The sequence below is a fragment of the Streptomyces sp. NBC_01294 genome (assembly GCF_035917235.1).
Taxonomy (GTDB): Bacteria; Actinomycetota; Actinomycetes; order Streptomycetales; family Streptomycetaceae; genus Streptomyces; species Streptomyces caledonius.
In genome coordinates this window covers 6,949,092-6,963,990 of sequence record NZ_CP108423.1, presented here as the reverse complement: position 1 = coordinate 6,963,990, position 14,899 = coordinate 6,949,092, and the positions used below count along the sequence as shown (strand labels likewise).

The following is a 14,899-nucleotide window of genomic DNA, read 5'->3' as shown; positions in this document are numbered from 1 at the left end:
GCACAATACATCCGTGTTCGGTGAGTACTCGTTCCATGACAGTGAGGCAGACTCGGCGGAGGGCAACCCCCCGCCGGGCTCCGGCGCCGCGCCGGGAAACCTGCCGCCGGAACCGGCGAGCTTCATCGGCCGGGAGCAAGAACTCCGGTTACTCGGAGACCTGTTGCGCGAGCGGAGGCTGATCACCCTCACCGGGGTGGGCGGTGTCGGCAAGTCTCGGCTCGCCCTGCGGGCCGTCGCCGACGCCCGCCAGACGCGCCCCGACGGCGTCTGGTGGGTGGAGCTGTCGCCGCTGCGCGATCCCGGGCTGCTCACCGCGACCGTCGCCCACGCCGTCGGCCTCGCCGACCACTCCCCGCGCCCCCTCGACGAGGAACTGTGCGCGTGGATGGCCGACAAGGAACTCCTCCTGGTCCTGGACACCTGCGAGCACCTGGTCGCCGACTGCCGCCATCTGGTCGGTGAACTCCTGCAGTCCGCACCCGGGTTGACGGTTCTGGTGACCTCCCGGGAGCCGCTCGGCTGCGCGGTCGAGCAGGTCGTCGACGTCCGCCCGCTGCCCTGCGAGGGACCCGACAGCGACGCCCTCGCCCTCTTCCGCGCCCGCGCCCTCGCCGCGACCCCGCAGGCGGCGGCCGTCTTCGCCGACCCCGGACGCACCGCGGTCGCCGCCGAGGTCTGCCGGCGCCTGGACGGCATCCCGCTCGCCCTCGAACTCGCGGGCGCCCGGCTGCGGTTGTGGACGCTGGAGCAGATGGCCGAGCGGATGGGCGAACGCTTCGCCGTGCTGTCGGACGCCCGGGCCGCCCTGCCGCGCCGGCACCAGACCATGCGGACCACGATCGGCTGGAGCCACGAGCTGTGCGAGCCGCTGGAGCGGCTGCTGTGGGCCCGGCTCTCGGTCTTCACGGGCGACTTCGACATCGCCGCGGCCCGCGCCGTGTGCGCGGGCGGCCCGCTGTCCGCCGCCCGGGTGGAGCGGGTGCTCGCGGGCCTGGCCGCCAAGTCGGTGGTGCTGCGCACCGACGAACGGGGCGCCGGCGCCCGCTACCGCCTGCTGGACACGATCCGCGAGTACGGGCAGGACTGGCTGGGCGAGCTCGGCGAGGTGCAGATCGTCACCGACCGGCACGCCCACTGGTACGCGGCGCTCTCCCAGGCCGCCGACCGGGGCTGGCTGGGCCCGGGGCAGGTGGACTGGTACCGCAGGATCACCGCCGAGCACGCGCAGCTGCGTACCGCCCTGGAGCACCTGCTCGCCGCCGACCCGACGGCGGCGATGGAGATGGCCGGGGCCCTGTGGTTCTACTGGTTCGCCTGCGGGCACGGGCACGAGGGCCGGGCCTTCCTGGAACGGGCGCTGCGGGCCGCTCCGCGCACGGGGGCCGCGCACAACCAGGCGCTGTGGGCCCTCGGGCTCACGACCCTGCTCCAGGGCGACATGGACGTGGCCCAGCGGCACGCCGAGGAGTGCACGCGGGACGCGGCCCGGCTCGCGGACCCCGAGCGGGAGCTGCGCGCGGCCTATCTGCAGGCGGCGTCGGTCCTCATGCCCGGCAACCCCCTGCGGGCCCTGACCCTGGCCGGTCCGCGGGCCCGGGCCGGCCGCGGCGGGCGCACCAGCGGCCCCGGCTGGCTCCTGTGCAAGCTGGCCACCGCCTACGCCCTGTGCGACCTGCGGCGCTTCGAGGAGGCGACCGAGGAGGCGCAGTCCCTGCGGGAGGCCTGCGCGGAGCTGGGCGAGCGCTGGCTGCGGGCGTACGCGGACTACGTCCTGGCGGTGGCCGCGCTGGGCCTGGGCGACCACGGGGAGGCGGCCCGGCACGTACGGGCGATGCTCTCCGGGAAGCGGCTGCTCGGCGACCGCTTCGGCATCGCGCTGGGCCTGGACCTGCTGGCCACGGCCGTGGCCGGGCTGGGCGACGGGGAACTGGCGGCGCGGCTGCTGGGCACCGGGCACGCCTGGTGGCGCACGGTGGGCCGGCCGCAGATGGGCTCGCCCTCGCTGACGGCCCTGCGGGACCAGGGCGAGCGGCAGGCCAGGGCGGCGATCGGCGACGCCGCGTACGAGGCGGCGTTCCTGGGCGGCGCGGCTGCGTCCACCGGCTGAGATCCAGCCGGTGGACCCGGTAACTCCTGGGCTCCCGTCAGTACGGGAGGGGTCTGCCCGACGGTGTGCGCAGATCCAGGTCTCGGGGGGCGGGCTTGGGAACGGGCTTGCGGATCAGCTGCTGGCGCATGCTGCCTCCTCGGCTCAGACCAGGGCCGGGCGGCGGGGTTCCACCGTGCGGCTGTCGGGGAGCAGTTCACCGGTGTCGTCGAAGATGACCACGCCGTTGCAGAGCAGGCTCCAGCCCTGTTCGGGGTGGGAGGCCACAATGCGGGCGGCGTCGTGATCGGCGCTGTCGGCGGTTGGGCAGGGGGGCTGGTGGGAGCACATGGCGCACCTCCTCGCGAAGTGGGGCGGGAAGGCCGGTGGTCACCCGGTCGAATCCGCGATCCACGGTGGCGGTGAGTATTACTGATCGCCGCCCCCGGACGGAACCCATATTCGCCGTCCAGTTCAGGGTGTGTATGCCCGATTACCATGCGCTCATGCCCGCTATCCGGATCGTTCACCGCACGTCTCTGCCGGCGTCCGAGACGTGGCTTCGGCTCACGGACTGGGAGCGCCAAGGGGCACAGGTCCCCTTCACGCGGACGATCATCGACACCGCGCCCCCGACGCGCGTCGGAACGGCCTTCACGGCGCGCACGGGAGTGAGTAGGATCACGTTCGACGACCCCATGGAGGTCGTCGTCTGGCGGCCGCCCGCGGAGGGCGGCCCGCCGGGGCTGGTCCGGCTGGAGAAGCGCGGCCGGTCGGTGACGGGCTGGGCGGAGATCGAGATCCGTCCCCTCGCCGGGGGCGGGACGGAGGTCCACTGGCGTGAGGACCTGCGCCTGCGTGGCCTCCCCCGCGCCCTGGATCCCGTGGTCGCGGCGGCGGGCCGCTTCCTCTTCGGACGGGCCGTGGCCCGGCTGCTGGCCCCCTGAGGACGGGGGCCGGGGTGCCGTGATCACCGCGCCGGTGATCACGACGCGACCGAGGAGTCCCCGTGGCCACTCCGCCACTGCCGCCGCAGCAGCCGGGAGCCGGCCCGTACGGCCCCTCCGTACCGGGGCGGGCCGACGCGTCCGGCGGCCCCGTGTTCACGGGCCCGCAGCAGCCGTACGGCGCGTACGCCGCCCACCCGCGGCCGGGCCGGTACGGCTGCACCCTGTGCGGGGCCTGGCCCGCCGCGCCCGCGACCGTACGCGGCCACCAGGGCCTGATCGTGCTGATGCGGTTCCTGAGCCTGCGCGGGCGCTCTGCCGCGACCGCGGACTCGCCACCTACCGCCGCATGCCCTCGGACACCCTGTGGCAGGGCTGGTGGGGTCCGCTCCTTCTTCATCACGCCGGTGACCCTGCTGATGAACCTCGGCCCGCGGGCGGCCTTCCGCCGGCTCACGCCCCCGGCGGGCGGCTACCGGCCCGCTCTCGCCCCGGGCAGGCCGGCGCCGGGCCCCGGCGCTGCTCTTCCCTCTGCCGGTCCTGCTCGTCCTCCTGGCCGTGCCGACCTTCCTCGTGCTCGGCCTGGTGTTCGGCGAACCGAAGCCGGCCACGGGGCAGTGCGCATCTCCGACCTGAAGTACGGCCGGGACGAGTTCACCATTTCTGCCTGACCCGGCTGGGCTGAGGCTCGGGGTGCGGGCCCGGCACCCCGCACCCTCGCCGCCGAGGCCCAGCGCCCAGCGCCCAGCGCCTAGCGGATCGGCATGCCGGAGATCGTGCGGGCGATCACGAGGCGCTGGATCTCGCTGGTCCCCTCGAAGATGGTGTAGATGGCGCTGTCCCGGTGCATGCGCTCCACCGGGTACTCGCGGGTGAAGCCGTTGCCGCCGAGGATCTGTATGGCCTGGGCGGTGACCTTCTTGGCGACCTCGCTCGCGAAGAGCTTCGACATCGAGCCCTCCGCCGAGTCGAACGGCCGGCCCGCGACCGCCATCCAGGAGGCCCGCCACACCAGCAGCCGGGCCGCGTCGATCTGCGTCCGCATGTCGGCGAGCTGGAAGGCCACGCCCTGGTTGTCGATGATCGGACGGCCGAACTGTGTACGGGTCTTGGCGTAGTCGAGGGCGACCTCGTACGCGGCGCGCGCGGTGCCCACGGCCATCGCGCCGACCGCCGGCCGGGAGGCCTCGAAGGTGGCCATGGCCGCGTTCTTCACGCGCTCGCCGCCGCCGCTGCGGGCGCGCTCGCGGGACCGCGCGAGGCGCTCGTCCAGCTTCTCCTTGCCGCCGAGCAGGCAGGAGCCCGGGATCCGTACGTCCTCCAGGACCACCTCGGCGGTGTGCGAGGCGCGGATGCCGTGCTTCTTGAACTTCTGGCCCTGCGAGAGCCCCGGGGTGCCCGGCGGCACGATGAAGGAGGCGTGCCCCTTGGTGCCCAGCTCCGGGTCGACGACGGCCACGACGATGTGGACGTTGGCGATGCCGCCGTTGGTCGCCCAGGTCTTGGTGCCGTTGAGCACCCACTCGTCCTTGGCCTGGTCGTAGACCGCGCGGGTGCGCATCGCGCCGACGTCGGAGCCGGCGTCCGGCTCGGAGGAACAGAAGGCGGCGACCTTCACGTCGTCGGGGGTGCCGTACATCTGCGGGATCCAGGTGCCGATCTGCTCCTCGGTGCCGTTGGCGACGACGCCGATGGCCGCGAGCCCGGTGCCGACGATCGACAGGGCGATGCCGGCGTCGCCCCAGAAGAGCTCCTCCATCGCCATCGGGATGCCGAGGCCCGTCGGGTCGAAGAACTGCTGGGCGTAGAAGTCCAGCGAGTAGATGCCGACCTTGGCGGCCTCCTGGATGACGGGCCAGGGAGTCTCTTCGCGCTCGTCCCATTCCGCGGCGGCGGGGCGCATCACATCGGCGGCGAAGCCGTGGATCCAGTCCCGCACCTGCTTCTGGTCGTCGTTGAGCTCCATGGTGAACTCCGCCATGTCCCCTCCACCTGTTCTGTACTCGTCCCTGCGAAGGTTACTAGCGGTAACCTATACGGGGCCACAGTCTGTTACTGGCGAGTAAGCACTGTCAAGCACCGGCGATACCGGCGCGGGCGCCCGGCTCGGTACCCGCCGATTCGATCGCCGGGGTGCGCCGGGTGTTACGTTGCGTGGGCGTCACGCACATCGCAAGGGCGGGGAGAGAAACACGTCATGGAGACCACTCAGCAGGCCGGCGAACCGGGAGCGGCCGAGCGCCGCCGGCGGGAGCTGCTCGAAGCCGCCGACCGGGTCGTGCTCAGGGACGGCCCCAAAGCCTCCATGAACGCCATCGCGGCGGAGGCCGGCATCACCAAGCCCATCCTCTACCGGCACTTCGGGGACAAGGCGGGCCTCTACCAGGCACTCGCCGTCCGGCACACCGACGCCCTGCTCGACTCGCTGCGCGCCGCGCTCGACGCCCCCGCCGAGCGGCGCCGCCGGGTGGAGGCGACCCTCGACACCTATCTCGCCGCGATCGAGGCCCGCCCGCAGGTCTACCGCTTCCTGATGCACCCGGCCGAGGACTCCCACAGCGCCGAGCGCGGCTTCGACGTCGGCCTGCACTCGGCCCCGCTGCTGCGCCGGCTCGGCGAGGAACTGGCCCAGGTGATCGGCGAGCGGGTGGACCTCGGGCCGGGCGGCGAGCGGCTCGCCCGGGTCTGGGGCCACGGCATCGTCGGCATGATGCACGCGGCCGGCGACTGGTGGCTGGGCGAACGCCCCTGCGAGCGCGCGGACCTGGTCACCGCCCTCACGGACCTCCTCTGGGGCCGCCTGGCCACAGCCGGCAACCGCGTCAACGGCCCGGGCTTCTGACCGATCCGGCGTCGCCGAGGCCCTTGGGCTTCGCCCAGGCAGGTTTCAGCCCCGCCGGCGTTCGAGGCGCGGGTCCGGGCAGAGCCTCGGCCCACTCCAGCCCCGCCGCCGTTTGAGGCGCGGGTCCGGGCAGAGCCTCGGCCCACTCCAGCCCCGCCGCCGGGCAGAGCCTCGGCCCACTCCAGCCCCGCCGGCGTTTGAGGCGCGGGTCCGGGCAGAGCCTCGGCCCACTCCAGCCCCGCCGGCGTTTGAGGCGCGGGTCCGGGCAGAGCCCGGTGCCCGGCGGAGCCGGGTTCCTGGGGCTCCGCCCCAGACCCCGCTCCTCAAACGCCGGAGGGGCTGGGTTTTGGCCCGGCGCAGCCGAGAAGAGGGCGGGCCTAGCCGCGAGCCGACCACGGGGCCTTACGGATCGCGCGCCGCAGGCGACGGGCCCGCAGCCCGGTCACGCGGTCCGCGTAAACGGTGCCCGCCAGGTGATCGCACTCATGCTGCAGGCACCGCGCGAAGAACCCCGTACCGGAGATCCGCACCGCCGCCCCGTCCGACGTCACCCCCTCGACGACCGCGTGGTCGTAGCGGGCCGTCCCCGCCTCCAGCCCCGGCAGCGACAGGCACCCCTCGGGCCCGAGGAACTCGTCCCCGTCGGCCGTCACCAGGCGCGGATTGACGATGTGCCCGACGTGGCGGACGTCCTCGTCGTCGGGGCAGTCGTAGACGAACACCCGCTGCCCGACGCCGATCTGGTTCGCGGCGAGCCCGACGCCCTCCGCGGCGTACATCGTCGCGAACATGTCCTCGATGAGCCGGTCGAGGGCCGGGCCGAATTCGGTGACTTCCGCGCACGCCGAGTGGAGCACCGGATCACCGAGCAGGCTCATGGTGCGGACGAGTCCGGTGGTACCGGGAATGAGGCGCTGTCGCATGGCCGTAAGCCTACGACGGGCGACTATATGAGGAGATCCGAGGCGGGGCGGGGGCGCCGCGGTCAAGGCTCCGGCCGGTACTGGATAGGCTGGGGGCGACCGACGCAAGGAGGACAAGGGACGATGGCAGGCAACACAGAGCCGCTTTCGCCGCGGGCCAAGCTGGCCGTGACGGCGGGCAAGGCCGCGGCGGCGGTGTCGCGGGCCGCGGGACGCGGAAGCGGATCGGTGATCGGCGGCAAGGTCGCACTCAGGCTCGACCCCGATCTTCTCGGCGCGCTGGCGCAACATCTCGACGTCGTCCTCGTCTCCGCGACGAACGGCAAGACCACGACGACCCGGCTGATCGCGGAGGCCCTGCGGGCCAGCGGTCCGGTCGTCTCCAACGCCCTCGGCGCCAACATGCCGGCCGGCATCACCTCGGCCCTGGCGGGCGGCTCGGACGCCAAGTACGGCGTCATCGAGGTCGACGAGAAGTACCTGGCCGGAGTGGCCCGGGACGTCACCCCCAAGGTGATCGCCCTGCTCAACCTCTCCCGCGACCAGCTGGACCGCGCCGCCGAGACCCGCATGCTCGCGGAGAAGTGGCGCGAGGGCCTCTCGGGCTCCAAGGCGGTCATCGTCGCCAACTGCGACGACCCGCTGATCGTCTGGTCCGCCTCCTCCTCGCAGAATGTGGTGTGGGTCGCGGCCGGCCAGGAGTGGAAGGACGACGCCTGGTCATGCCCCTCCTGCGGCGGTGTCATGCAGCGCCCGGGCGACGACTGGTTCTGCGGCGAGTGCGGCTTCCGGCGCCCCACCCCGACCTGGGTGCTCTCCGGCGACCACGTGCTGGACCCGCACGGCTCGGCCTGGCCGATCCACCTCCAGCTGCCCGGCCGCGCCAACAAGGCCAACGCGGCCACCTCGGCCGCCGTGGCCGCCGTCTTCGGCGTCCCGCCGCAGGTCGCGCTGGAGCGGATGTACCAGGTGCAGGCCGTCGCCGGCCGCTACGACGTGGTGAACTTCCAGGGCCGTGAGCTGCGGCTGCTGCTCGCGAAGAACCCGGCCGGCTGGCTCGAAACGTTTTCGCTGATCGACCCGCCGCCGACCCCGGTGATCCTCTCGGTGAACGCGCGCGGCGCCGACGGCACCGACACCTCCTGGCTGTGGGACGTGGACTACCCGCGTCTGGCGGGCCACCCGATCTTCGTGATCGGTGACCGCAAGCTGGACCTCGCGGTCCGCCTCGAGGTCGCGGGCCTGGACTTCCGGGTGTGCGAGACCCTCGACGAAGCCGTGCAGCTCGCGCCGCCGGGACAGATCGAGCTGATCGCCAACTACACCGCCTTCCAGGACGTGCGCCGCCGCGTCGGCAACTAGTACCCATAGAGGACAAGAGCATGAGCGACAACAGCCTGCGTCTGGTGTGGGTCTACCCCGACCTGCTGAGCACGTACGGAGACCAGGGCAACGCCCTCGTGGTGGAGCGCCGGGCGCGTCAGCGCGGCCTGGACGTGCAGCGCGTGGACGTGCGCAGCGACCAGCCGATCCCCACCTCGGGCGACATCTACCTGATCGGCGGCGGTGAGGACCGGCCGCAGCGCCTGGCCGCGGAGCGCCTGCTGCGCGACGGCGGTCTGGAGCGCGCCGTGTCGAACGGGGCGATCGTCTTCTCCGTCTGCGCCGGGTACCAGATCCTCGGCCAGGAGTTCGTCAACGACCAGGGGCAGCGCCAGGAGGGTCTCGGCCTCCTGGACGTGGTCACCGTGCGCGGTGAGGGCGAGCGGTGCGTCGGCGACGTCCTCGCCGACATCGACCCCCGCCTGGGCCTGCCGCAGCTGACGGGCTTCGAGAACCACCAGGGCGTCACGCACCTCGGCCCGACGGCCAAGCCGTTCGCCCGGGTGACCATGGGCCGCGGCAACGGCACCGGCGACGGCACCGAAGGCGCGTACAACGACACGGTGTTCGGCACCTACATGCACGGCCCCGTGATGGCCCGCAACCCGCAGATCGCGGACCTGCTGCTGAAGCTGGCCCTCGACGTGAACGCGCTGCCGGCCATAGACGACCGGTGGTACGAGGCGCTGCGCGCGGAGCGCATCGCCGCCGCGACGCAGCCCGCGTAGCACCCCGCGGACCGCTCATCGGGGCGGCCCCGTCATCATCTGTTCGGCCCGGTTTTCCCTAGGGGGAACCGGGCCGACGTGGTTTCGTACGACGAGTGCGACCAGCATGTGGAGGATGGTTCAGCCGACCGCTCCACCGCTTGTAGGGTGGCCGTAGTTCCAACCGGACGACGTGGTCCGGTCGTCGGCCCACGTTGCAAAGGTCCGTTCCTGCCATGCGCATAGGTGTGCTCACTTCCGGTGGCGATTGCCCCGGCCTCAATGCCGTCATCCGCTCCGTCGTGCACCGCGCGGTCGTCGACCACGGTGACGAGGTGATCGGCTTCCTCGACGGCTGGAAGGGCCTCCTGGAGGCGGACTACCGCAAGCTCGACCTCGACGCCGTCGGCGGCATCCTCGCCCGCGGCGGCACCATACTCGGCTCCTCCCGCGTCCAGCCCGCGCACCTGCGGGACGGCGTGGAGCGCGCCCGCGGCCACGTCGCGGACCTGGGCCTCGACGCGATCATCCCGATCGGCGGCGAGGGCACGCTGAAGGCGGCGAACCTGCTCTCGCAGGCCGGTCTGCCCATCGTCGGCGTCCCGAAGACCATCGACAACGACATCGCCTCCACCGACGTCACCTTCGGCTTCGACACGGCCGTCGGCGTGGCCACCGAGGCGCTGGACCGGCTGAAGACCACCGCCGAGTCCCACCAGCGCGTGATGGTCGTGGAGGTCATGGGCCGCCACACCGGCTGGATCGCCCTGCACTCGGGCATGGCGGCCGGCGCGCACGCGATCGTCGTGCCGGAGCGCCCCTTCGACATCGAGGAGCTGACGGCGATCGTCGGCGAGCGCTTCTCCGCGGGCAAGCGGTTCGCGATCGTCGTGGTCGCCGAGGGCGCCAAGCCGCGCCCCGGCTCGATGGACCTCGCGGAGGGCGGCGTCGACATGTACGGCCACGAGCGGTTCGCCGGCATCGGCAACCGGCTCGCCGTGGAGCTGGAGCACCGCCTGGGCAAGGAGGCCCGTCCAGTGATCCTGGGCCACGTCCAGCGCGGCGGCACGCCCACCGCGTACGACCGGGTCCTGGCCACCCGCTTCGGCTGGCACGCCGTGGAGGCGGCGCACCGCGGCGAGTTCGGCATGCTGACAGCGCTGCGCGGCACGGACATCGAGATGGTGCCGCTCGCCGAGGCCACCTCGACGCTCAAGACGGTGCCGGCGGCGCGGTACGACGAGGCCCAGACCGTTCTCTGACGCCCTGTCGTACGCCCCTTTTGTCATGAGCCGCCCCCGCGCGCACGAGCGTACGGGGGCGGCACTACTGTGGTGGGGCACCACGGTCAAGGGAGTGAACAGATGGATCACAGCGGGCACGGCACGGTCATGGACATGGACCTGCCGCCGTTCACTCTCGGACGCGGGCTGGAGTTCTCCTTCGACGCCTTCTTCCTGGTCAGCTCGCTGGCGGCGCTCGCGCTGTACGGGTGGGGCGTGCTGCGGCTGCGCCGGCGCGGGGACTCCTGGCCGCCGGGCCGGACCATCGCGTTCACCCTGGGCGTGCTGACCGTGGTCCTGATGATGTGCACCAAGCTGAACGACTACGGCATGGTCATGTTCAGCGTGCACATGGTCCAGCACATGGTGATCAGCATGGTCACCCCGATCCTGGTGCTGCTGGGCGCTCCGGTGACGCTGGCGCTGCGCGCGCTGCCGCCCGCCGCCCGTGGCCACAAGGGGCCGCGCGAGGTGCTGCTGATGCTGCTGCACAGCCGGTACATGAAGGTGGTCACCCACCCCGCCTTCACGATCCCGATGTTCATCGCGAGCCTTTACGGCCTGTACTTCACCCCGCTCTTCGACTTCCTGATGGAGAGCCGGACCGGGCACATCGCGATGATGGTCCACTTCCTCGCCGTCGGCCTGATCTTCTTCTGGCCGATCATGGGCATCGACCCGGGTCCGCACCGTCCGGGCTACGTGATGCGGATGCTGGAGCTCTTCGCGGGCATGCCCTTCCACGCCTTCTTCGGCATCGCCCTGATGATGGCGAGCCAGCCGATGATCAAGACGTACGCGAACCCGCCGGCCTCCCTCCGCATCGACGCGCTGCTCGACCAGCAGTGGGGCGGCGGCATCGCCTGGGCGTTCAGCGAGATCCCCTCGGTGCTGGTCCTGATCGCGCTGGTCTACCAGTGGTACCACTCCGAGCAGCGGGCCGCGAAGCGCTCCGACCGGGCCGAGGACCGCAACGGCGACCAGGAGCTGGCGGCGTACAACGCCTATCTCGCCTCGCTGCAAGCGCGTGGCCAGTAGCGGAACACCGCCTTCGCGCGTCACCATGGGGCATGACCGGATCCGTTAAGGCGATGGCCGTCATGACCTTCGCCGCACTGGTGGCCGTGGCCACGTATTCCGTGGTCCTCGGCAGCAACGGCTGGCTGTGGTTCGGCTGGGTGGTGCTGGGGCTGCTGACCGCCGGGATGGCCGCCTCGCGCAGCGTGTGAGGAAGGTTCCCGCCGCCCTCTGCCGGCCCGCGACTCACCGTCCGTAAAATGTCGGTGACAACGGGATATCGACAGGGAGCGGCCTGGTGTTCTACCACTTGCTCAAGCACGTGTTGCTCGGACCCCTGCTACGGCTGCTGTTCAGGCCTCGGATCGAGGGCCTGGAGAACATCCCGGCAGAGGGTGCCGCGATCGTCGCGGGCAATCACCTGTCGTTCTCCGACCACTTCCTGATGCCCGCGATCCTCAAGCGGCGGATCACCTTCCTCGCGAAGGCCGAGTACTTCACCGGCCCCGGGGTCAAGGGCCGGCTCACGGCCGCCTTCTTCCGCAGCGCCGGGCAGATCCCCGTGGACCGCTCCGGCAAGAACGCCGGGCAGGCGGCGCTGCGCGAGGGGCTGGCGGTGCTGGCCAAGGACGAGCTGCTGGGCATCTACCCGGAGGGGACCCGCTCGCACGACGGCCGGCTCTACAAGGGCAAGGTGGGCGTGGCCGCGATGGCCCTGGGCGCCGGGGTGCCCGTCGTGCCCTGCGCGATGGTCGGCACCTTCGAGATCCAGCCGCCCGGGCAGAAGATCCCGAACATCCGGCGGGTGACGATCCGCTTCGGCCGCCCGATGGACTTCTCCCGGTACGCCGGGATGGAAGGCGAGCGGGCCGTGCTGCGGGCGGTCACCGACGAGATCATGTACGCGATCCTCGAACTGTCCGGCCAGGAGTACGTCGACCGGTACGCGGCCGAGGTCAAGGCCGAGGAAGAGGAGGAACGGAAGAAGGCCCGGCGCAGGTCGCGCTGAGCCTCCTCCCGTACGAGCGGGCCGGACCTAGCGGACGGCCGGCAGCTCCTCACGCGCCGGCCAGCCGGCACCGGAGCCGTGGTCGAGCGAGAGCGCGGCGACCGGGGCCGGGACCGGGGCGACGGGGGCGGCGTGCGGGGCGCACGTCACGTCCTGGGCGTCGACCTTGCCGGTCAGCAGGTAGGTGTCCACCCGCGTGTTGATGCAGGGGTTGACCAGGCCCGTGACTCCGTGCGAGCCGGCGTTCTGCTCGGTGATCAGGCGCGAGCCCGCGAGGCGGCGGTGCAGCTCGACCGCGCCCTTGTACGGCGTGGCCGCGTCCCGCTCGGACTGGACGATCAGGACCGGCGGGATGCGCTTGGCGCCGACCGCGATCGGAGTGCTCTGCTTGGACTTCCAGGTCGCGCAGGGCAGGTTCATCCACGCGTTCGACCAGGTCAGGAACGGGTACTTCTCGTGGAGCCGGGTGTTGTCCCGGTCCCACTTGGCCCAGCTGGTGGGCCACTTGGCGTCCGCGCACTCGACCGCGGTGTAGACGGCGTTGCCGTTCTCCGAGGCCGCGTTGCCCTTGATGTCGCTCATGTCCGGGGCGATGGCGTCGACGAGCGCCTGCTCGTCACCGGCGGCGTAGGCGGCCCAGGTCCGGGCGACGGGCACCCAGGAGGAGTCGTAGTACGGGGCGCCCTGGAAGAAGCCGATGAGCTCGGCCGGGCCGACGACCCCGCCGATCGGGGCGGCCTTGGCCTTGCCCCGCAGCTCCTGCCACTTGGCCTCGACCTTGGCGCGGGTGTCGCCGAGGTGGAAGACCCCGTCGTTCTTGGCGACCCAGTCCTGCCAGTCGTTCCAGCGCATCTGGAAGGCGACGTCCTGGCCGAGGTTGGCCTCGTACCAGATGTTGTCCTGCGACGGGTCCACCACGCTGTCGACGACCATGCGGCGCACGTGGGTCGGGAACAGGGTCGCGTAGACCCCGCCGAGGTACGTGCCGTAGGAGACGCCGAGGAAGTTCAGCCTCGCCTCGCCGAGGGCGGCGCGGATCACGTCGAGGTCGCGCGCGGTGTTCGGCGTGGTCATGTGCGGCAGCATCTCGCCGCTGCGCTCCTTGCACCCGTCCGCGTACTCGGCGGCGAGCTTGCGCTGGGCGCGCTTGTCGGCCTCGTCGTCCGGGACCGGGTCGGCCTTGGGAGCCTTGACGAACTCCTGCGGGTCGATGCAGGAGATGGGCGCGGAGTGGCCGACACCGCGGGGGTCGAAGCCCACGAAGTCGTACGCCTTGGAGGTGTTGACCCACAGCGGGCTCTTGGTGGTCACGCGGCGCGGGAAGCGCATGCCGGAACCGCCGGGGCCGCCGGGGTTGTAGACGAGCGCGCCCTGGCGCTCCTGCCGGGTGCCCGTGCTGCCGATCCGGTCGACGGCGATCTCGATGGTCTTGCCGTACGGCTTCGCGTAGTCGAGCGGGACCTTCACCCAGCCGCACTGGATGGGCTTCTCCAGGCCCCAGTCCTCGGGGCAGTCCTTCCAGTCGATCCCCGTGCGGGCGGCGCGGGCGGCGGCGAGCTGCACGCCCAGCACCTCCGGCATCCGGAAGCCGGGGTCGGACGGGGCCGCCGCGGCCGGCGGGGCCAGCAGCAGGCTCGCCGCCAGCGTGCCGGTGATCAGTGTGGCGGCGCTCCCCAGCGCCGCGTTGCGTATCACGTGGTTGTTCCCCCTGCGTCAGATGCCGCCGTGGGCGGCCGGGTTGGTCGGGTTCGGTCGTCGGCGTGCAGGGGGATCCTGTCGTCTGACCCGGACCCGGCGACAGAGCGGGAGGGACTTCTTTGCCAACCCGATAACCGGCAACGCCTGTACCGCTGAGCGGTGTCCGACGCCCCGTTCCTCCGTTCCTCCGTTCCTCCGTCCCGCCCTTCCCCTTCCCTCCCCTCCCCTCCTCCTCGTCTCACTGCCCCGGTTCACCGGTGGTAGGTACGGCAGGCCGCGTCGAGCAGCTCGCGCAGCCGCAGGGCGTCCGGGGCCAGGGCCGTCACGAGGACGGCCGGACCGGCCAGCGGCGTCACCGCGGCGAACTCCCCCAGCACCGCCGCCGCGGGCGGGTCCTCGGCGAAGGCGGGGTCGACGACGAGGAGCTGGCCGAGCGCCCGGTGGCCGGCCAGGCCCGCCGGGCCGTCCCAGCCGCCGGGCGCGCCGGGTCCGCAGGCGAGTTCCTGGTCCAGCAGCGGACGGCCGCCGCGGGTGACGGTGAGGCGGCTGCGCAGCAGGCCCGGGGCCTCTCCGCACCGTCCCAGCACCTGTTCCTCGCGCAGCAGCAGGCGCGCCGTGGGGGCGACGTGGACGCGGGTGCGCACCCGCAGGTCGCTGCCGCGCACCGAGACCAGCGGTTCGGGCAGCCATCGCACCGACGCCCCGTCCTCCAGGGTCAGGTCCACGTCGTACCGCGCGGGCGCGCCGCCCCGGCCGGGCAGCGCCAGGGTGGCCGCCGCCGAGGCCAGGGCGAGGTTCGCCCCGGGCCCGGCGGTCGCCTCGACGGTGAGGTGGTCCCCGCCCAGCGGGGCGCTCATCGCACCGACCAGCATGACCCCGGCCTCGGCCGCGGACCCGCGGGTGCGGCGCAGCGCGAGCGGTCCCTCCCCGGCGAGCAGCGGCAGGGCGGTCCCGCCCCGGCCGTCGGCCATCGCTCGGATGCGGGCGGTGGCCCGCAGGCC

The 14,899-nt window shown here is 72.5% G+C and carries 15 protein-coding genes; 10 read left to right on the top strand and 5 right to left on the bottom strand.

Features of this window, described 5'->3' with window-relative positions; all coding sequences use genetic code 11:
• The first annotated feature begins 13 nt into the window (after positions 1–13).
• Positions 14–2,110: an ATP-binding protein gene (locus tag OG534_RS31550; protein ID WP_326592560.1), complete on the top strand. Its 2,097-nt coding sequence runs from the start codon at positions 14–16 to the stop codon at positions 2,108–2,110.
• A gap of 144 nt (positions 2,111–2,254) precedes the next feature.
• Here the strand turns inward: OG534_RS31550 and OG534_RS31545 are convergent, their stop codons facing one another.
• Complete coding sequence (locus tag OG534_RS31545; RefSeq protein WP_326592559.1) at positions 2,255–2,440, bottom strand: DUF5999 family protein; 186 nt, start codon at positions 2,438–2,440, stop codon at positions 2,255–2,257.
• Positions 2,441–2,760: 320 nt separating this feature from the next.
• Here OG534_RS31545 and OG534_RS31540 point away from each other — a divergent pair, with 320 nt between their 5' ends.
• Complete coding sequence (locus OG534_RS31540; RefSeq protein WP_326592557.1) at positions 2,761–3,036, top strand: hypothetical protein; 276 nt, start codon at positions 2,761–2,763, stop codon at positions 3,034–3,036.
• A gap of 62 nt (positions 3,037–3,098) precedes the next feature.
• On the top strand, positions 3,099–3,707 hold the full coding sequence (locus OG534_RS31535) for a hypothetical protein (RefSeq protein ID WP_326592555.1): 609 nt from the start codon (positions 3,099–3,101) through the stop codon (positions 3,705–3,707).
• Between the two features lie 80 nt (positions 3,708–3,787).
• Here OG534_RS31535 and OG534_RS31530 read toward each other — a convergent pair whose 3' ends face one another.
• Entirely contained in the window at positions 3,788–5,017 is a 1,230-nt protein-coding gene (locus OG534_RS31530; protein WP_326592553.1) for an acyl-CoA dehydrogenase family protein, read from the bottom strand.
• A gap of 216 nt (positions 5,018–5,233) precedes the next feature.
• Here OG534_RS31530 and OG534_RS31525 point away from each other — a divergent pair, with 216 nt between their 5' ends.
• Positions 5,234–5,878, top strand: coding sequence for a TetR family transcriptional regulator (locus OG534_RS31525; RefSeq protein ID WP_326592550.1), 645 nt, complete (start codon positions 5,234–5,236; stop codon positions 5,876–5,878).
• A 377-nt stretch (positions 5,879–6,255) separates the two neighbouring features.
• On the opposite strand, the gene def is transcribed toward OG534_RS31525, so the two are convergent.
• Positions 6,256–6,801 (bottom strand): peptide deformylase, encoded by a 546-nt coding sequence (gene def / locus OG534_RS31520; RefSeq protein WP_326592549.1) that lies wholly within the window; start codon positions 6,799–6,801, stop codon positions 6,256–6,258.
• Between the two features lie 123 nt (positions 6,802–6,924).
• Here def and OG534_RS31515 point away from each other — a divergent pair, with 123 nt between their 5' ends.
• From OG534_RS31515 to OG534_RS31490, 6 genes are all read left to right on the top strand, one after another.
• Positions 6,925–8,163: a MurT ligase domain-containing protein gene (locus OG534_RS31515; RefSeq protein WP_326592547.1), complete on the top strand. Its 1,239-nt coding sequence runs from the start codon at positions 6,925–6,927 to the stop codon at positions 8,161–8,163.
• Between the two features lie 20 nt (positions 8,164–8,183).
• Entirely contained in the window at positions 8,184–8,912 is a 729-nt protein-coding gene (locus OG534_RS31510; RefSeq protein WP_326592546.1) for a type 1 glutamine amidotransferase, read from the top strand.
• Between the two features lie 215 nt (positions 8,913–9,127).
• Positions 9,128–10,153, top strand: a complete 1,026-nt coding sequence (locus OG534_RS31505) for a 6-phosphofructokinase (RefSeq protein ID WP_326592545.1) — start codon at positions 9,128–9,130, stop codon at positions 10,151–10,153.
• Between the two features lie 102 nt (positions 10,154–10,255).
• Complete coding sequence (locus OG534_RS31500; RefSeq protein ID WP_326592543.1) at positions 10,256–11,212, top strand: cytochrome c oxidase assembly protein; 957 nt, start codon at positions 10,256–10,258, stop codon at positions 11,210–11,212.
• A 32-nt stretch (positions 11,213–11,244) separates the two neighbouring features.
• Positions 11,245–11,403 carry a hypothetical protein gene (locus OG534_RS31495; RefSeq protein ID WP_326592542.1) on the top strand — a complete coding sequence of 53 codons (159 nt, stop codon included), beginning with the start codon at positions 11,245–11,247 and terminating at the stop codon, positions 11,401–11,403.
• An 86-nt stretch (positions 11,404–11,489) separates the two neighbouring features.
• Positions 11,490–12,200 carry a lysophospholipid acyltransferase family protein gene (locus OG534_RS31490; protein ID WP_326592541.1) on the top strand — a complete coding sequence of 237 codons (711 nt, stop codon included), beginning with the start codon at positions 11,490–11,492 and terminating at the stop codon, positions 12,198–12,200.
• 27 nt (positions 12,201–12,227) lie between these two features.
• Here the strand turns inward: OG534_RS31490 and OG534_RS31485 are convergent, their stop codons facing one another.
• Both OG534_RS31485 and OG534_RS31480 read right to left on the bottom strand, forming a co-directional pair.
• Positions 12,228–13,895, bottom strand: a complete 1,668-nt coding sequence (locus OG534_RS31485) for an alpha/beta hydrolase (protein ID WP_326592539.1) — start codon at positions 13,893–13,895, stop codon at positions 12,228–12,230.
• A gap of 254 nt (positions 13,896–14,149) precedes the next feature.
• The gene (locus tag OG534_RS31480; protein ID WP_326593969.1) at positions 14,150–14,869 is read right to left on the bottom strand and encodes an urease accessory protein UreD; all 720 of its coding nucleotides are present in this window, start codon (positions 14,867–14,869) and stop codon (positions 14,150–14,152) included.
• Between the last annotated feature and the right edge of the window lie 30 nt (positions 14,870–14,899).

Excerpts from the sequence above, each read along its gene's own strand:
- OG534_RS31510 (WP_326592546.1), top strand. The coding sequence starts at position 8,184 with ATGAGCGACAACAGCCTGCGTCTGGTGTGGGTCTACCCCGACCTGCTG.
- OG534_RS31500 (WP_326592543.1), top strand. The coding sequence starts at position 10,256 with ATGGATCACAGCGGGCACGGCACGGTCATGGACATGGACCTGCCGCCG.
- OG534_RS31530 (WP_326592553.1), bottom strand. The coding sequence starts at position 5,017 with ATGGCGGAGTTCACCATGGAGCTCAACGACGACCAGAAGCAGGTGCGG.
- OG534_RS31515 (WP_326592547.1), top strand. The coding sequence starts at position 6,925 with ATGGCAGGCAACACAGAGCCGCTTTCGCCGCGGGCCAAGCTGGCCGTG.
- def (WP_326592549.1), bottom strand. The coding sequence starts at position 6,801 with ATGCGACAGCGCCTCATTCCCGGTACCACCGGACTCGTCCGCACCATG.
- OG534_RS31495 (WP_326592542.1), top strand. The coding sequence starts at position 11,245 with ATGACCGGATCCGTTAAGGCGATGGCCGTCATGACCTTCGCCGCACTG.
- OG534_RS31545 (WP_326592559.1), bottom strand. The coding sequence starts at position 2,440 with ATGTGCTCCCACCAGCCCCCCTGCCCAACCGCCGACAGCGCCGATCAC.
- OG534_RS31480 (WP_326593969.1), bottom strand. The coding sequence starts at position 14,869 with ATGGCCGACGGCCGGGGCGGGACCGCCCTGCCGCTGCTCGCCGGGGAG.
- OG534_RS31525 (WP_326592550.1), top strand. The coding sequence starts at position 5,234 with ATGGAGACCACTCAGCAGGCCGGCGAACCGGGAGCGGCCGAGCGCCGC.
- OG534_RS31505 (WP_326592545.1), top strand. The coding sequence starts at position 9,128 with ATGCGCATAGGTGTGCTCACTTCCGGTGGCGATTGCCCCGGCCTCAAT.